This is a genomic window from Terrimicrobium sacchariphilum (genome assembly GCF_001613545.1).
Lineage (GTDB): Bacteria > Verrucomicrobiota > Verrucomicrobiia > Chthoniobacterales > Terrimicrobiaceae > Terrimicrobium > Terrimicrobium sacchariphilum.
The window spans coordinates 1,545,277-1,560,820 of record NZ_BDCO01000002.1; the positions used below are offsets into that span (position 1 = coordinate 1,545,277).

Sequence of the window (15,544 nt, forward strand, 5' to 3'; positions counted from 1 at the left end):
TCAGGGGTTGGGTTGTTGTTTCTTGGCGATCTCCGCCAGTTCCAAAATCATTTTGAGCCGCTTCGTTACGAGCGCCTCGTCATAGCAGGGAGCCTGGCTGGTGACTCCCATCCGTAAAAAGCCTTCCAGGAAGGCCGTGATCCGGTCCGCCAGCCCGGATTCCAACTTGCGCAAGGCATCTTTTCCCACGTTCTCCTCGGGGAGCGTCGTGATGAAGTAGGCCGCCACCTCCGGCAGCCACTCGAGGAAGCGGTCAAACAGCTCCGACCGCATGTTTGTTGCCTTGTTGGCCTCCCGGATGCGCCTCGCCGTCGGGCTTAGCATGTCCCGGAAGAGTTCGGCGCAATCGGAAAAATCCTCCACGCCGTCCATCCGCTTTCGTGTCTCGGAGATGATCGCCCGCAGCTTGTCGCTCGGCGTCGTCGCCCCCGCGATATCCAGTCTCGCCAAAAAGGCCGCCTCCTCTTCCGACAGCCTTACGCTCATCGGAATGCTTTTCATCTTGGTAAGTGTGTTCTTTTCATTGCGAATGAAAACATATGTATACAAATGTTTTCAGGAGTCAACGAAAACTGAACGAGGTGGGCGCGCATTTTTGTACTCGCGCGACGGGAGGAACGAATGATGACGGCAAAAACGAACGTGATATCCTTGGGTTGGTGACGTTGGACTTCGTGAGAAATCTTGAGATTTCAAGGCAAAGTCCGGAGCAAAGAAAAGGCTTCGAAACCCCGCCGCTGGAGAAAAACTTCAGAGCGAGCCGCGAACGTTCGGAATCTGCTTATTGATACGTAAATCTACACCCGAGAGGCGGCCGTCCCCCGACTCGATCTCCAGACCGCTGCTGTGTGTGGTCTCAGCTTCTCCGGGCGCTGACGTCCTTGACCTCGGGCGGGGCGGCAGGCGAGATCCGGTTTACGACATATGCTGCCGAAAGAATAACTATGCCCAGGGCGATTGTTACTCCCAGCACGCCACCGATCCAAGGTTCCATCCATTTTTGAATCTCAACGGACCGTTCGGAGATCCCGGCTGCCAGCCCCGGGAAAAAGAGCAGCAGTGCGAGGATTGTCAGCGAACCGCCCGACATCCACATGCAAATCGTGGTCTGACGCGATAGCCTCTGGAGTAATTCCTGATTGGGGTCTGGCTGGTTGTTCACGGCGAGATGCTTTTGGGAGATAGCTGTTTTGCCGACTCGACGCGAGATTTTAAGTGCGGCACAAAGTGCTCAACATCCTACGGGTCGCGAATGCTAAGAGACGCCCTGGCGGAACCTGCGAGGCGAGTAACCGGTAATCCGCCGAAATGCTGTCGAGAACGCAAACGCGTCCGAATAGCCGACAGCACTCGCGATCGCTTCGACGGAATCGGATGTCTGCTGAAGAAGCGCAGAGGCGCGCTTAATTCGCAGCCGCGCCAGCTGGCGGCTCGGGCTGAGCCCGAGTTCCCGGTGGCACAGTCGCCGCAGGTGCGTGCGCGTCTGGCTGGAATGTCTTGGTCTGACGGCCTGGGATTAAGCTTTGATTGCAGTGCCAGGGAGGTTATTTGAGTCAGCCTGAGGAAAGCAGTATTCTCCATGGACCGGCGCCCTTATTTGATTCTCCTCGCGGAGTTTTTTGAAAAATACGGAGTGGCGGGATTCTGGGCTGCCTTGGTTATTGCGATTGCGCTTGCCGCTTTACTCGCATGGGTGGTTGTTGCGGCAGTCCGGGTCCGCTCGAGGATCTATTTACCGGTCTTCGCGCTCGTCCTGGCAGTAATCGGGGTTTCGACCGCCATGAATTTCTCTGCCTATCGAAACGCTTGGGCGGATCGTAACTTGAGTTCCATTCGGCTCCTGCCGGGTTACACGATTTCACATTTTAACGGCGATTCCTACTGTGGACGGATTTGCCGGCAGAATGACGAGGAATTTGTCATCGGAATCGATATCGGAAGCATGGCGGGATGGTATGCTAATCCGGAGAAACCTCAGCGTTACGATTGGATCATCCGTCAGGAGATTGACAATCGAACGGTGTGGGTCGCTTACAAGAAAAGCCTCGAGAAGGTTGATCCGCTAAGGAATCCTTCGAAAACCGTCGAGAAACAATGGCTCTACGTAACGTTTGTCGATGGACAGGCGAACTTTTTTGCAGAGGTGTTCTCGGAGCGGGATATCGCGGAGATGCTGCTAATGGTGCTTACCCATGTCCCGCCATCCTGATTTTGTCTCCGCTTCAAAAAGTCGATAATATGGGAGATGTGGTGTTTTCGGATGGATGATCCGGCGAGGGGACAGCGATGAGACTGCTGGTTTGAGGGCCGTTCTCCGATCACTTGGGGAGCACTGACTTGTGCACGCGAAGAGAAAGCTCGCCTCCTGAAGGCGGAAAGGACAGGCAAAAAAAGGGGGGCTACAGTCGGCTCGCGGAGCCTGATAAACAGAGGAGAGCGGGTGAGGGGAATCGAACCCCCGTATGCAGCTTGGGAAGCTGCCGTTCTACCATTGAACTACACCCGCGAAAAGCGAGACTTACTCCCAGGAGTTGACGTAACGACGAGTCTTCTGGCCAGCGGACGGATTGTCCTTCTGGGAGGAGGGGTCGTTCCACACAGCGACCTTCTTCCGGACGTTGGTGTTGTTTGTTCCCACCCCGGTGAGGCTGTTGTCGTAATTGTAATCGAGAGCAACATAGTAGCTGCCGCCCCAGGGATCGAGGAAATCACCGGAAGCGTTTGTGCCACTTTTGCCCTTCTTCCAGGAGTTGACCTCGATGAAGGTGATCTTGCGCGGATTGTCGTTGGTGCTTTGCGCGGTGAGGGTCTCGACGAGAGTCTTGGTGACTGTGGCCTCGTTGTCCGAGGAGTTGGTGCCGGGGAGCCGACCGTATTCGGTCTCGTAGGCGGTGATCGCCGTGGCGATCTGCGTCACGTCGTTCTTGGCCTGGGCGCGGCGGGCGGCGTCGATGGCGGAGCCGACAGCCGGAAAGAGAAGGGCCATCAGGATGCCGATGATGGCAATGACGATCAGAAGCTCAATGAGCGTAAAGCCGCGGGAGGAACGAATCATGCAACAAAAGTGCGGCCACCGGGCATCGCGGGCAAGCATTTTTCTCTCGGAAACCCGAGGTTATTCCCAGGAAGTGACCGCCTGCCGATGCGCCTCGCGGGTGAGGGTGGTGGCCGGGACGTTCCACACAGCGACGGATTTGGGCAGATCGTAGGCGATGCGCCCGGTCACGCTGCCCGCCTGGCCGATGGTTCCGCTCTCGCTCGTGGCGACAAAATACGGGCTGCCCCACGGGTCGAGAAAATCCCCTGCCGCATTGGTGCCTCCACGTTTGAGTTTCCAGGGATTGATCTCGATAAACACGATTTTACGGGGATTTGCAGCGACGTCTCGACCCGTCAATATATCGACCAAAGCTCGCCTGATCGGCCCATTGGCTCCGGGAGGCAGGTGGCCGTATTCCGCCTGGAAGGCCGAGATGGCGGTGGCGAGCTGGGCCACATCATTCTTGGCTGCCGCTCTCGGCGCGCTCCCGCTGCTTGTGACCCTGGGAAAAAGCATGGCCGACGCGATGAAAAGTACAAGGACCACCGCGCAGGCTGAGATCAGGATTTCCGGAAAAGTCAGACCGTGGGAGGGGTGCTTCACGTCTGGAGCATCCTGACGGCGGGTGCCCCATCCAAGCATTTTCTTGCCTTGAAGGCGTTTAGCGGCGATTCCACAGGCGATGCCAAGGCCCAAAACCCCGAGTAAGGCCCGTCAGCCTGCGATGAACCTCCGCGAGGCCATCCTCAAAGCCATTACCGATCGCCCCTTGGACAAGGTGGAAATCTCCAAGGTGCTGCGGCTTCCGCCCCAAAATCGGACCAAGCTGCGCGATCTCCTGCGTCAGATGGAGGTCGATGGCGATGTCGCCCGCATTCGCAAGGATCGCTACGTCATTCCGCGCGATGCCGATCTATTCACTGGAACGATCCAGTTTCACGCCAGTGGTGCCGCCCATGTCCTGAATGAAAAGGCGGGCCAGCCTGATCTTTACGTAAGCGGAGAGAATACCTTCGTCGCCCTACATGGCGACCGGGTGGTCGCCCGGGTGAATCGCCCGAGACCAGGTGCCGCGCGGGGCGAAACACCCGGCAGGCTCGAGGGCGTCGTCATTCGCATCCTGGAGCGGGGGAATGCCACCATCGTCGGCACCCTCCAAAGGTCGCGCAACTTCTTCTACGTCGCCGCCGACGATCCGCGGTTCGTGCATAATCTCTATGTGCCCGCCCCGAAGCCGCCCATCGCGGCCAGGGAGGGAGACAAGGTCGTGGCTCTGCTCGATTCCTGGCCGTCGCGCCATGTGAATCCCGAGGGGCACATCGTCGAGGTGCTCGGCCGTACGGGCGCTCCCGGCGTGGACATGCTCTCAATCATCCGCAAGCACCACCTGCCTGCCGGATTCCCGCCGGAGGTGCAAAAGGAGGCCGAGGCCATCTCGCCAATCATCGACGAGCGTGAGGCCGCGCGGCGCGAGGACTTGCGCGGACGGTTCATTTTCACGATCGATCCCGACGACGCCCGCGACTTCGACGACGCCATCGACGTCGAGCGCACGGCCAATGGCTGGCGCGTCGGAGTGCATATCGCGGACGTTTCGCATTACGTACGACCCCGTAATGCGCTGGATCGGGAGGCATATTCCCGCGGAAATAGTGTTTATCTCGCAGATCGGGTCATTCCCATGCTGCCCGAAGCCTTGAGCAATGGGATTTGCAGCCTCCGGCCCGATGAGGATCGTCTGACCTTTTCCGTCTTCGCCGAGATCGACCGGCGGGGGAAAATCCTCTCGGCGCGATTCGCCCGGACGATCATTCGTAGCAAGGTGCGTCTCACCTACCGGCAGGCTTTTGCCCACCTCCAGAAGCCGGCGCACGACGACCTCACGCGCAAACTTCACACAGCTTGGGAGCTGTCTTCCCTTCTCCGCAAGAATCGTTTTGCCCATGGCTCGCTCGATCTCGATTTTCCCGAGGTCAAGGTCTGGCTCGATGACCAGGGCCGTCCCGAGCGTCTCGAGAAGGTGGAGAATGATATCTCCCACCAACTCATCGAGGAGTTGATGCTCCTCGCAAATGAACTCGTCGCTCGCGAGCTCAAGCGCCATCGGCAGGCCACCGTCTACCGTGTCCACGAGATGCCCGATGAGGACCGGTTGCTGGAATATCGCGAAACCGCCCTGGCCAATGGTTTCCGTATCGGAGACCTCTCGAAGCGAGACGAACTCCAGAAGCTCCTCCGGCTTGTCCGTGGGCGGCCGCAGGAGTACGCCATCAAGCTCGGGCTTCTGAAAAGCCTGAAGCGCGCGCGGTATGCACCTGATCCCCTCGGGCACTATGGTTTGAACAAGGCCGATTACGCTCACTTCACCAGCCCGATCCGGCGCTATGCCGACCTTGTGGTACATCGCTCCCTGGAGCGGGTGCTGGGATTGACCAAGAAAGGGCCGGACTCCTCGGTGCTGGCTTCCGTCTCCGAGCATATTTCCAACACCGAGCGCGTCGCGGCCGAGGCGGAAAAGGAATCCGTCAAGCTCAAGAAACTTGAGTATTTTCAGATGCAGGTCGCCAAGGGAAACGGCGAAGCCTTCAAGGCTCGGATCATGGAGGTGCGAAACTTTGGAATTTTCGTCGAACTCCCCGACTTTCTCATCTCCGGACTCGTCCATGTTTCCTCGCTGGATGGAGATTTTTATATGCTCGATGTCCCGCGGGGGCGTCTAGTTGGCAGAAAAACCAAAAAGGTCTTTCAGGTCGGAGACACGGTCGAGGTGATCGTTGCGCGAGTGGATACCTACAAACAACAAATCGATTTCAAAATCGTCTGATATCGCTAGATTTTCCCCCCTGCATGGGGTGCTAAAGGAAAAATAGGGTTGAGACTCGAGAGATCTTCTAACATAGTTAACGAATCCCCAAACGTGTAACTTAATGGATACGATACTCGAGTCGCGCGAGCTTCAGGTAGAGCGCAAACATTTCTTCATAGAATTCCGTGAGAACGAACGTGGGCGCTTTCTTCGTATTACCGAAGAGGCCCATGGCCGCAGAAATACGGTGATCATCCCTAGCACAGGATTGGCAGACTTTGAGCGGCTCTTGAATGAGGTTCTCGCTGTAAACGCCTGATCCTTAGAAAATTGTCTTCATTTGGCGTGGGCCGGTGAGTTCCGGTCACGCGAGGCGAATTGCCTTGTTTCGAGGGTTCGTCTTTGACACTGCCGCCCGGTTTGTTAAATAGGGCGGTTTTCCGCGCTCCCTTTATATGTCGAAAAAATCCAAGTCCTCCAAACCCGCAACCGCCCGCAAGGGTAAATACGTCTACTATTTCGGAGACGGCCAGGCCGACGGCGACGGCAAGATGCGTGCGCTTCTCGGCGGCAAGGGTGCCAACCTTGCAGAAATGACCCGTATCGGTCTGCCGGTTCCTCCCGGATTCACGATCACCACGGAAGTTTGTTCCTACTACTACGACAACAAGCGCACCTACCCGCCGCAGCTCGCCAAGCAGGTCGACGAGGCGATTGCCAAGATCGAGAAGTCGGTCGGCAAGGGTTTCGAGGGTGGTGAAAACCCGCTTCTCCTCTCTGTCCGCTCGGGCGCCCGCGACTCCATGCCCGGCATGATGGACACGATTCTCAACCTCGGCATGAACGACAAGACGGTTGAGATCGTTGCCTCCAAGTCCGGCAACCCGAAGTTTGCCTGGGACAGCTACCGCCGCTTCCTCCAGATGTACGGCGACGTCGTCATGGGCGTCCAGAAGCGCGCCGGTGAAGAGCACGAGCCTTTCGAAAGCGTGATCGAGCACCTCAAGGACGAGCGCTACGGTAATCACAACTTCCCCGACATGCAGCTCACCGTCGAGGACATCCAGGAGCTCGTCTCCCGTTTCAAGGCCCTCATCCGCGAGCGTACCGGCAAGGATTTCCCGCAGAAGCCCAAGGATCAGCTCTGGGGCGCAGTCAGCGCCGTCTTCGGCTCCTGGCAGAACGACCGCGCGATCGTCTATCGCCGCAAGTACGGCATCCCGCACGAGTGGGGCACGGCCGTCAACGTGCAGACCATGGTCTTCGGCAACATGGGTGAGACCAGCGCCACCGGCGTGGCCTTTACCCGCGACCCCGCCTCCGGCGAGAAGGTGTTCTACGGTGAGTACCTCATCAACGCCCAGGGTGAAGACGTCGTGGCCGGCGTGCGTACGCCGAACCCGGTCGTCCGCCTCGGCAAGGAGATGCCCGAATCCTACAAGCAGCTCCTCAAGGTTCGCGACCTGCTCGAGACGCACTTCCGCGACATGCAGGATCTCGAGTTCACCATCGAGGACAACCGCCTCTACATCCTTCAGACCCGTAACGGCAAGCGCACCGGCCTCGCCGCTGTGAAGATCGCCGTCGACATGGTGAAGGAGAAGCTCATCACCAAGGAAGAGGCTCTTTCCCGCATCCCGGCGGATTCCCTCAGCCACGTGCTCGCCCCGATCTTCGACAAGGAGAGCGCCAAGAAGGCTACCAAGATCGCCAGCGGTCTCCCCGCCGGCCCCGGCGCCGCCAGCGGTCGTCTCGTGCTTCGTGCCGAGGACGCCGTGGAGCGCGCCCACAAGGGTGACAAGGTTCTCCTCGTCCGCGTCGAGACCTCGCCGGAAGACCTTCGCGGCATGATCGCCGCCGAGGGCATCCTGACCGCCCGTGGCGGTGTCAGCTCGCACGCCGCACTCGTTGCCCGTCAGATGGGCAAGGTCTGCGTCTGCGGAGCCAGCGATCTCCAGATCGACTACGCCACCCGCACCGTCACCTCCAATGGCGTGACGCTCAAGGAAGGCGACTACATCTCCATCGACGGCACCGCCGGTGACGTCTTCGCCGGTGAGGTGAAGACCGCTCCCTCGGAAGTCGTGCAGGTGCTCGTCAGCAAGACCCTCAAGCCCGAGAAGAGCAAGGCCTATCAGGACTTCGCCGCTCTCATGACCTGGGCCGACAAGGTTCGCCGCCTCGACATCCGCACCAACGCGGACACGCCGGAGCAGGTGGAAAACGCCGTGGGCTTTGGCGCCGAGGGCGTCGGCCTCTGCCGTACCGAGCACATGTTCTTCGAAGGCGACCGCATCGACGCCATGCGCGAGATGATCCTCGCCCGCAACACGGACGACCGCCGCAAGGCGCTCGAGAAGCTCCTGCCCTTCCAGCGCGAGGACTTCATCGGCATCTTCCGCTCGCTCGACGGCCTCCCGGCCACCATCCGCCTGCTCGATCCTCCGCTCCACGAGTTCCTGCCGCACGACCACGCTCAGCAGAGCGCCCTGTCGAACAAGCTCGGCATCCCTCAGGAAGAGATCGCCAAGCGCGTGCACGAGCTGCATGAGTTTAACCCGATGCTCGGTCATCGTGGCTGCCGTCTCGGCATCGTCTACCCTGAGATCTCCGAGATGCAGGCCCGCGCCATCTTCGAGGCCGCTGCCCAGGTGCAGAGCGAAGGCATCCGCGTCCGTCCGGAGGTGATGATCCCGCTCGTTGGCTTCCCGAAGGAGCTCAAGCTCCAGATCGAGATCGTCAACCGCGTCGCCAAGGAAGTCATCAAGGAGAAGAAGGTGAAGTTCAAGTACCTCGTCGGTACGATGATCGAGGTTCCTCGCGCCGCCCTCGTGGCCGACAAGATCGCCGAGGACGCCGAGTTCTTCAGCTTCGGAACGAACGACCTCACCCAGACCACTCTGGGCATGAGCCGCGACGACTCCGGCAGCTTCATCCCGGCCTACACCGAGCACGAGATCATCGCCGCGAATCCCTTCGCGACGATCGACCAGGACGGCGTCGGCGAACTCATGAAGATCGCCCGTGACCGCGCCCGCAAGGTCCGCAAGGACATCAAGCTCGGCATCTGCGGTGAGCACGGCGGTGAACCAAAGAGCGTGGAGTTCTGCCACGCCCTGGGTCTCAACTACGTCAGCTGCTCGCCCTTCCGCGTGCCGATCGCTCGTCTCGCGGCTGCCCAGGCAGTCCTCAAGGAGAAGAAGTAACCCTTTCCCTCCCCAACCAACAAAAAGCGCCGTGTCCGCAAGGACCGGCGCTTTTTGCTTTTCCGGGAGCAACGCCGTCCCGGCATGGAGAGAAGTAGCTGCGCCGCTCCAGTTGGAGTAGCCGCGGCGTGTGAGCGGGCTACGCGATTATGCAGCCCCGCAAAGCTGCGGACGCAATGCCGTGAGAGCGATTTACCGTCCCAGCACGGCCCTTGCCTGAGCCTTCAGGCCTCGAGGTTCCGCCAGTCCTTCACACGCCTCAGGAGCTCCGAGGTCGCATGGCGGAACGGAGCCCAGGCCACATAGAGAAACGCACCGGCCATGATGATCGAGAAAACGATATTGGCGAGTGACGCGTAGTGGTCGAGGAAAGCGACACTTGGCGGGAGGATTTCCTCATGAGCCTGCTTGAGCATGACTGTCAGGATCATCGCACAGGTGCCGAAAGAAAGGGTGAGATAGAGCAGGAAAAGAGAAGGGCGCAGAATGGCTGCCGCAGCGCTCATCAAGGCTCCCCAGAGCAGGTAACGCTCGTGCATCTGACCCAGCAGGGCAAACATCAGTATCCATGGACATGCCATGGCCAGGAGTACTTCCGAGCGGTGCCGGCGAGCGTGGAAGGAGACGGAGTAGGCGGCGATCAGCAGCAGGGCGAGATAGACTACCATCAGCATGATGCGGATGCTCGGCAGGGCGAGAGAGAAGTCCGGCGAGAGATGAAAGGTGTAGATGGGGTCTTTCAGGTTCCAGCCGAGATGGGCGAGGGCGGCCGGAACATTGTAGACCACTCCGCTGAACATTTCCGCGTAGCGGTTGGACCCATAGTGGAAGCCGATCTCCAGCCACGTAAAGGAGCCTTTGAAATTCCATCCGACCCAGGCCAGCATGCCGATCGCGGCGACCAAGGCCCAAGTCGCCTGGGCGATCCGACCTTTCCATGTGAGCCAGATGATCGGAGCGAGGAGCAATGCGTCGATGATGATCCACATATAAGGGCCGAAGCCCTTGAGCAGCCATGGACTGGCGACTCCAACGAAAGCGCCCACCCAGCCTGCCAGTACGCGCAGGCCGGCCATGCGTCCTTCGGAGAAAAATGCCCATAGCGGAAAGAAGGCGCTCACGATCAAAATCTGTCCCTTGAGAAACGCAGCCGTCCCGAGGAGCAATCCGCAAAGCATCCATCGGGAACACGAGGCCGAGAGAGCTGCGAAGATGAAGAACGGGACAATCCAGATGTCCCATTGCGGCCAGCCATGGGAGTTGAGCAGGCAGGCGGGATTGAACCACACCAGGAGGCCGGCTCCGAACGCGAATGCATCGGTCGAGATTTTCCACTGCTTGTCGGGGCGTTGCGCCCGGATGCGCATGATCCACAGGCGGGCGAGGTAAAACATCGCCACGGCGGAGAGCAATTCCATCACGCCGTTGAAGATCAGGAGCGGGGCGACATCAGGCGACGAGGGTTTTTCCAGCCCCGGATTTTGTTCGCGGATGCTCTTGGTCCAGATCGACATGATCAGGAGACGGAGGGGTGGGTAGTCCAGCCAGTAGTCGTTCTCGCGATCAGCCGCCTCGTTGTAGACGCGATCGTAGATGTCGACGTAAGAGTCAAAAAAACGAATCCAACGCCCGAATCCTTGAGGTGCGTCCTCAGATCCCGGGCCAATGAGCCGGGCGTCTTTCATCACCTGGCTGCCCCAGAAATAGCCATTCTGGAAGTCTCGAGAAAACCGGATGCTATCGGTGCGGTCCCACGTCGCGATGCGGGCGAAAACACCGACGATCAGCGCTGCCACGATGGCGGCAGCGACTAGAATACCCTTGGTTTCCCTAAACATGCGCTGCCCTGTAGCACATCCCGTACCCCTTCGCTAGTAGTTCAGCAGAAAAAGAACCACGAACTGCCCATAATATGCGTTTTTCAGAAAGTTCGCACTACTCGATGATTCGACGATAGGGCAGCGGGGGATATTTTTGAGAATCGAGAGACTGTATGAGGCCGAGGGAGGAAAAACTGGCCCCGCCGCTCAGGAGCTCCTTGAGCAATTTTTGAAGGCGACGGCGATTGCGCGCGGAACTCTCATCCTGGGACTTCTTGGTGGGTTTCGTGGCGGTCTTCATGGTGGTGTGGGAAGTGGTTGAGCGCAGCGATGCCATTCATATTCCTCCCGGCGAAGACCCTCAATAGGGACTGTCCCTGAACACCCGATAGGGCCGCACTCAGGGTGCTGCAGACCGATCCCTTTCCGTCCTGTAGGCTTGAGCGAGGAGGGAAATGGGATGGGCCACCGTGGCATCGCTGCCTGCCTCGCGGAGGCCGTTGGCGATTTGCAGATGGCAACCCGGATTGGCGGCGGCGACGACGTCGGCTCCGGTCTTCCCGATGTGATCGACCTTCCGTTTCAGGAGCTTGGCAGACATCTCGGGCTGGGTAATGTTGTAGATGCCCGCGCTGCCGCAGCACCACGTCGATTCGCCGAGTTCGGTCAACTCCAGGCCTGGGATGGCTTTGAGGACGGAGCGAGGCTGTTTCGTGATTTTCTGGCCGTGGCAGAGGTGGCATGCCTCATGGTAGGTCACCTTGCAGGGATTCTCCGGCGACTGCGGTTTGCGCAGGCCGATGAGGTCGAGCCACTCGTGGACGTCCTTGAGCTTGGCGGACCAGGCCTCCGCGCGTTCCCGGTAGGCCGGGTCGTCCGCGAGCAGGCGGCCATAGGTCTTGAGGTGTGAACCGCAGCCCGCCGCGTTGGTTATGATTGCATCGTAGTCGGCGGGATTGATCAGGTCGAGCATTCGCCGGGCGAGAAGGCGAGCAGTATCGGGTTCGCCATTATGCGCGTGGAGGGAGCCGCAGCAGGGTTGCACAGGCGGGGTGTGAACCTCGCAGCCGTTGGCGGCCAGCACCTCGGCGGTGTCGCGATTCACGTCCGCGAGTACGATATCCTGCACACAGCCAGTGAGGAGGGCCACTTTGCGGCCCTGGCCCATCACTGGCGGGATCAGCTCGTGGGAAAACTTCGCCTGCGCGACGGGGGTCTGTGCCTCCAGTCCACGGAGTTTTTCGGGCAGGAGGCGGTTAAGCTTGAGTCCTCGAAAGATGGCTTGCGCGCCAGATGCCCGATAGAGCCACAAAAGACGACCCACAAAGCGAAGCAGACGGGGCCGGGTGAAAAGCCCTTTGAGAAGGGTGGAACGAATGGCGTTGCGTTTCGGGTTGGCGAGAACGGCTGAGTGCTCGATCTCGGCCCGGGCTGTCTCGAAAAGATGCCCATACTGCACTCCGGCGGGGCAGGCGGTTTCGCAGGCGAGGCAGCCGAGGCAAAAGTACATCTCCTCCCCGAAAGTCTTTGTCACATCGAGCCGTCCGTCCGCAATGGCGCGCATCAGCGAGATACGACCGCGGGGGCCATTGCGCTCATTCTGAGTCTCGGTGTAGGTCGGGCAGGTGGGAAGACACATGCCACAGTGCATACACTGCTGCAGGTCGAGGTAATTGAGGGAGCGAAGCGAGTCCGACATGGCCTAGAGATCGAAGATCTTTCCTGGATTCAGGATGCCCTTGGGATCGAAAGACTTCTTTACCTGCCGCATGACGGAGATGTTGAGGTCTCCGAGCGCCTTGGCGAGGAAAGGCTTTTTGGCCACGCCCACGCCATGCTCGCCCGTGATGGTGCCGCCGAGACCCACGGCAAAGTCAAAAATGTCCTTCATCGCGCTCTCGACACGGTGCATCTCCTCCTCGTTTTTCTCATTGGTGAGGAAGGTGGGGTGCAGGTTGCCGTCGCCCATGTGGCCGAAGGTGCCGACCTTGAGACCGTACCGGTCGGCGGTTTCCTGGATAAATTTCACTGTGCGGGCGAGTTCGCTACGAGGCACCGTGGCATCCTCGAGGATAGTCGTTGGAGCCACCCTGGCGAGTGCGGAAAATGCGGCGCGGCGAGCCTCTGCGAGCTGGAATGACTCCTCGGCGGTCTGGGCGATCTTGACCTCACGGGCATGATGTTGCCGGGCGAGGTCGGCCATTTTAGCCGCCTCGTCCTCGACTGCTCCGGAGGGGCCATCGGTCTCCATGAGCAGAATGGCCGCCGCATCGCGGGGCAGGCCGACCTTGGCGTAATCCTCGACGCTGTTGATGGTCATGGCATCGAGGAACTCCAGGGTACACGGAATGATCTTGGCCGCGATGATGGCCGAGACGGTTTCGGCTGCATCTTCCATCTTGTTGTAGATGGCGAGGAGGGTGCGCCTGGCTTGCGGCTTGGGGATAAGCTTTAGCACGACCTGGGTGACGATGCCGAGGGTGCCTTCGGAGCCGATAAAAAGGTCGCGGAGGCTGTAGCCGGCGACGTCCTTGACGCATTTGCTGCCAGTGAAGATCACCTCGCCCGAGGCGAGCACGACCTCGAGACCCATCACATAGTCGCGGGTCACACCGTATTTCAGCCCACGCAGTCCGCCGCTGTTCTCGGCGATATTGCCACCGATGGTGGAGATCCGCATGGAGCCCGGATCGGGAGGGTAAAAGAGTCCTGCCGCGTCGGCGGCCTGGGCGATCTGGGCGGTGATGGCCCCGGCCTCGGCCCGGAGGCAGAGGTTTTTGGTGTCCACCTCGAGGATGCGGTCCATTTTGCTCAGGCAAACTATGAGGCCGCCAGGAATGGGAAGGCTTCCGCCGCTCAGGCCGCTGCCTGATCCCCTGGTGACGATCGGGACGCTCCGATCCGAGGCGAAACGGACCAGCCGTGAGACGTCTTCGGTGGTCTTCGGGAAGACAACCAGCTCCGCCTGGCTGTAGTGGGCGGCCGTGCCGTCGAAGCTATAGGGAATAAGGTCTTCCTTCTCGTGAAGGAATTCCAGGTGAGGAAATTCGCGCTGCAGGCTTTCCCGCAAGTCGGTGTTCATGGAACACCCACACTCACCGGCATTAGCCGATGATGCAAGATCGGGCTTTCCGAACTGTTCAAACAGGAGGCCTGAAGCGCGACTTCTTCAGAAAAGCGCGGTCGGGATTAGCGGTCGAGCACCTTGTTCCAGGCGGAGATCTTGTCGGCCTGGCTCTGGAAGAGCTCGTCCGTCGGGTCGAGCACGACGATGCTCTCGATCTTGTCGCCCTGCTTGATGGCATTGACGATATCCTGTCCCTTGGTCACTTCACCAAACACGGTGTGCTTGCCGTCGAGCCAGGGAGTTGGGACATGGGTGATGAAAAACTGGCTGCCATTGGTGCCGGGACCGCGATTGGCCATTGAGAAGATGCCGGGCTTGTCATGCTTGAGGCCGGTTTTGACTTCGTCCTCAAAGGTGTACCCTGGGCCGCCTGCGCCGGTGCCCGACGGGTCTCCACCCTGGATCATGAAATCGGAGATCACGCGGTGAAAGGTAATGCCGTTGTAATAGCCCCGCTTGGCGAGGTTGAGGAAATTGGCGACGGTGATGGGGGTCTTGGAGGCAAAGAGAGTGCCTTCAATGTCACCCTTGTTCGTTTTGACGATGATACGGATATCGGACATAGCGGAGGCGTTCGTGGCGAACGGTGACAGAATTGTCACGGCAAAAAGGGCGAAAAGCAGCTTTTTCATTCCGGGAATTGTGCCACTTTTGGCGGATGTCGCAACAGAAGGTGAATATCGGACTCGTTCAGCATCGCTGTACGCTGAACCCGGATGAGAACGTCGCTGCCGCCATTCGCGGGGTGCGGGAGGCCGCCAGACAGGGCGCCCAGATCATTTGTCTCCAGGAGTTGTTTCGCTCCGTTTATTTCTGCCAGATCGAGGATCACAAGTATTTTGAGCTCGCGGAGGAGATCCCCGGGCCCACCACGCAGGTCTTTCAGGATCTGGCCAAGGAACTGGGCGTGGTGATCGTGGCCTCGCTGTTCGAGAAACGTGCTCCCGGCCTGTACCACAACACGGCCGCCATCATCGACGCGGACGGTACCTTCCTCGGCAAGTACCGCAAGATGCACATCCCGGACGACCCGCTTTTTTACGAGAAGTTCTATTTCACCCCGGGCGATCTCGGGTTCAATGCCTGGCAGACGAAGTTTGGCCGCATCGGCGTGCTCGTGTGCTGGGACCAATGGTATCCCGAGGCGGCGCGCCTGACGGCGCTGCGCGGGGCGCAGATTCTCTTTTATCCGACCGCCATCGGCTGGCATCCCACCGAGAAGGAGAAGTATGGCGTGCGCCAGCATTCCTCGTGGGAAACCGTCCAGCGCGGTCACGCCGTGGCCAATGGCTGCTATGTCGCTGCGCCGAACCGCATCGGCCATGAGGCCCCGGATGGCGGGGATGGAATCGAGTTCTGGGGACAGAGCTTCATCGCCGATCCCTCAGGCCAGATCATCAAGAAGGCTTCTGTGGACCAGGAGGAGGTCATCGTGGCCGAGGTGGATCTCGATGTGGTCGACACCCAGCGGACGCACTGGCCGTTCCTGCGAGACCGCCGCATCGACGCCTACGGCGACATCACGAAGCGCTTCATCGACTGATC

15 protein-coding genes and 1 tRNA gene are annotated in these 15,544 nt (G+C 59.7%); 5 read left to right on the plus strand and 11 right to left on the minus strand.

The window, feature by feature from the left end; genetic code table 11:
- From TSACC_RS07300 to TSACC_RS22670, 3 genes are all read right to left on the minus strand, one after another.
- Positions 1–501: a hypothetical protein gene (locus tag TSACC_RS07300; RefSeq protein ID WP_153811322.1), complete on the minus strand. Its 501-nt coding sequence runs from the start codon at positions 499–501 to the stop codon at positions 1–3.
- 355 nt (positions 502–856) lie between these two features.
- The gene (locus tag TSACC_RS22365) at positions 857–994 is read right to left on the minus strand and encodes a hypothetical protein (RefSeq protein WP_237763914.1); all 138 of its coding nucleotides are present in this window, start codon (positions 992–994) and stop codon (positions 857–859) included.
- Between the two features lie 261 nt (positions 995–1,255).
- Complete coding sequence (locus TSACC_RS22670; RefSeq protein WP_084400593.1) at positions 1,256–1,471, minus strand: helix-turn-helix domain-containing protein; 216 nt, start codon at positions 1,469–1,471, stop codon at positions 1,256–1,258.
- 162 nt (positions 1,472–1,633) lie between these two features.
- Here TSACC_RS22670 and TSACC_RS07315 point away from each other — a divergent pair, with 162 nt between their 5' ends.
- Positions 1,634–2,209 carry a hypothetical protein gene (locus TSACC_RS07315; protein ID WP_153811323.1) on the plus strand — a complete coding sequence of 192 codons (576 nt, stop codon included), beginning with the start codon at positions 1,634–1,636 and terminating at the stop codon, positions 2,207–2,209.
- A 226-nt stretch (positions 2,210–2,435) separates the two neighbouring features.
- Here TSACC_RS07315 and TSACC_RS07320 read toward each other — a convergent pair.
- The 3 genes from TSACC_RS07320 to TSACC_RS07330 form a co-directional block, all read right to left on the minus strand.
- Positions 2,436–2,506 (minus strand) — tRNA-Gly (locus TSACC_RS07320).
- Positions 2,507–2,518: 12 nt separating this feature from the next.
- Positions 2,519–3,055, minus strand: a complete 537-nt coding sequence (locus TSACC_RS22370) for a type II secretion system protein (RefSeq protein WP_174548586.1) — start codon at positions 3,053–3,055, stop codon at positions 2,519–2,521.
- Positions 3,056–3,115: 60 nt separating this feature from the next.
- Positions 3,116–3,643: a hypothetical protein gene (locus tag TSACC_RS07330; RefSeq protein WP_153811324.1), complete on the minus strand. Its 528-nt coding sequence runs from the start codon at positions 3,641–3,643 to the stop codon at positions 3,116–3,118.
- A 79-nt stretch (positions 3,644–3,722) separates the two neighbouring features.
- On the opposite strand from TSACC_RS07330, the gene rnr reads away from it, so the two are divergent.
- From rnr to ppdK, 3 genes are all read left to right on the plus strand, one after another.
- Positions 3,723–5,864 carry a ribonuclease R gene (rnr, locus tag TSACC_RS07335; protein WP_084400276.1) on the plus strand — a complete coding sequence of 714 codons (2,142 nt, stop codon included), beginning with the start codon at positions 3,723–3,725 and terminating at the stop codon, positions 5,862–5,864.
- Between the two features lie 103 nt (positions 5,865–5,967).
- The gene (locus tag TSACC_RS22675; protein ID WP_075078714.1) at positions 5,968–6,165 is read left to right on the plus strand and encodes a DNA-binding protein; all 198 of its coding nucleotides are present in this window, start codon (positions 5,968–5,970) and stop codon (positions 6,163–6,165) included.
- A 136-nt stretch (positions 6,166–6,301) separates the two neighbouring features.
- Positions 6,302–9,052: a pyruvate, phosphate dikinase gene (gene ppdK / locus TSACC_RS07345; RefSeq protein WP_075078715.1), complete on the plus strand. Its 2,751-nt coding sequence runs from the start codon at positions 6,302–6,304 to the stop codon at positions 9,050–9,052.
- 224 nt (positions 9,053–9,276) lie between these two features.
- Here the strand turns inward: ppdK and TSACC_RS07350 are convergent, their stop codons facing one another.
- The 5 genes from TSACC_RS07350 to TSACC_RS07370 all read right to left on the minus strand — a co-directional run bounded on the left by TSACC_RS07350 (position 9,277) and on the right by TSACC_RS07370 (position 14,562).
- Entirely contained in the window at positions 9,277–10,890 is a 1,614-nt protein-coding gene (locus tag TSACC_RS07350; protein ID WP_075078716.1) for a hypothetical protein, read from the minus strand.
- A gap of 97 nt (positions 10,891–10,987) precedes the next feature.
- The gene (locus TSACC_RS07355; protein ID WP_075078717.1) at positions 10,988–11,209 is read right to left on the minus strand and encodes a hypothetical protein; all 222 of its coding nucleotides are present in this window, start codon (positions 11,207–11,209) and stop codon (positions 10,988–10,990) included.
- Between the two features lie 63 nt (positions 11,210–11,272).
- Positions 11,273–12,571: a (Fe-S)-binding protein gene (locus tag TSACC_RS07360; RefSeq protein WP_084400277.1), complete on the minus strand. Its 1,299-nt coding sequence runs from the start codon at positions 12,569–12,571 to the stop codon at positions 11,273–11,275.
- Positions 12,572–12,574: 3 nt separating this feature from the next.
- Entirely contained in the window at positions 12,575–13,954 is a 1,380-nt protein-coding gene (locus TSACC_RS07365) for an FAD-binding oxidoreductase (protein ID WP_075078718.1), read from the minus strand.
- Positions 13,955–14,061: 107 nt separating this feature from the next.
- On the minus strand, positions 14,062–14,562 hold the full coding sequence (locus TSACC_RS07370) for a peptidylprolyl isomerase (RefSeq protein ID WP_075080610.1): 501 nt from the start codon (positions 14,560–14,562) through the stop codon (positions 14,062–14,064).
- A 95-nt stretch (positions 14,563–14,657) separates the two neighbouring features.
- On the opposite strand from TSACC_RS07370, the gene TSACC_RS07375 reads away from it, so the two are divergent.
- The gene (locus tag TSACC_RS07375) at positions 14,658–15,542 is read left to right on the plus strand and encodes a carbon-nitrogen hydrolase (RefSeq protein ID WP_075078719.1); all 885 of its coding nucleotides are present in this window, start codon (positions 14,658–14,660) and stop codon (positions 15,540–15,542) included.
- The last annotated feature ends 2 nt before the right edge of the window (positions 15,543–15,544 follow it).

Bases quoted from the DNA above. Each gene is read 5' to 3' on its own strand.
- TSACC_RS07300 (WP_153811322.1), bottom strand. From the start codon at position 501: ATGAAAAGCATTCCGATGAGCGTAAGGCTGTCGGAAGAGGAGGCGGCC.
- TSACC_RS22365 (WP_237763914.1), bottom strand. From the start codon at position 994: ATGGAACCTTGGATCGGTGGCGTGCTGGGAGTAACAATCGCCCTGGGC.
- TSACC_RS22370 (WP_174548586.1), bottom strand. From the start codon at position 3,055: ATGATTCGTTCCTCCCGCGGCTTTACGCTCATTGAGCTTCTGATCGTC.
- rnr (WP_084400276.1), top strand. From the start codon at position 3,723: ATGCCAAGGCCCAAAACCCCGAGTAAGGCCCGTCAGCCTGCGATGAAC.
- TSACC_RS22675 (WP_075078714.1), top strand. From the start codon at position 5,968: ATGGATACGATACTCGAGTCGCGCGAGCTTCAGGTAGAGCGCAAACAT.
- ppdK (WP_075078715.1), top strand. From the start codon at position 6,302: ATGTCGAAAAAATCCAAGTCCTCCAAACCCGCAACCGCCCGCAAGGGT.
- TSACC_RS07350 (WP_075078716.1), bottom strand. From the start codon at position 10,890: ATGTTTAGGGAAACCAAGGGTATTCTAGTCGCTGCCGCCATCGTGGCA.
- TSACC_RS07355 (WP_075078717.1), bottom strand. From the start codon at position 11,209: ATGGCATCGCTGCGCTCAACCACTTCCCACACCACCATGAAGACCGCC.
- TSACC_RS07360 (WP_084400277.1), bottom strand. From the start codon at position 12,571: ATGTCGGACTCGCTTCGCTCCCTCAATTACCTCGACCTGCAGCAGTGT.
- TSACC_RS07365 (WP_075078718.1), bottom strand. From the start codon at position 13,954: ATGAACACCGACTTGCGGGAAAGCCTGCAGCGCGAATTTCCTCACCTG.
- TSACC_RS07370 (WP_075080610.1), bottom strand. From the start codon at position 14,562: ATGTCCGATATCCGTATCATCGTCAAAACGAACAAGGGTGACATTGAA.
- TSACC_RS07375 (WP_075078719.1), top strand. From the start codon at position 14,658: ATGTCGCAACAGAAGGTGAATATCGGACTCGTTCAGCATCGCTGTACG.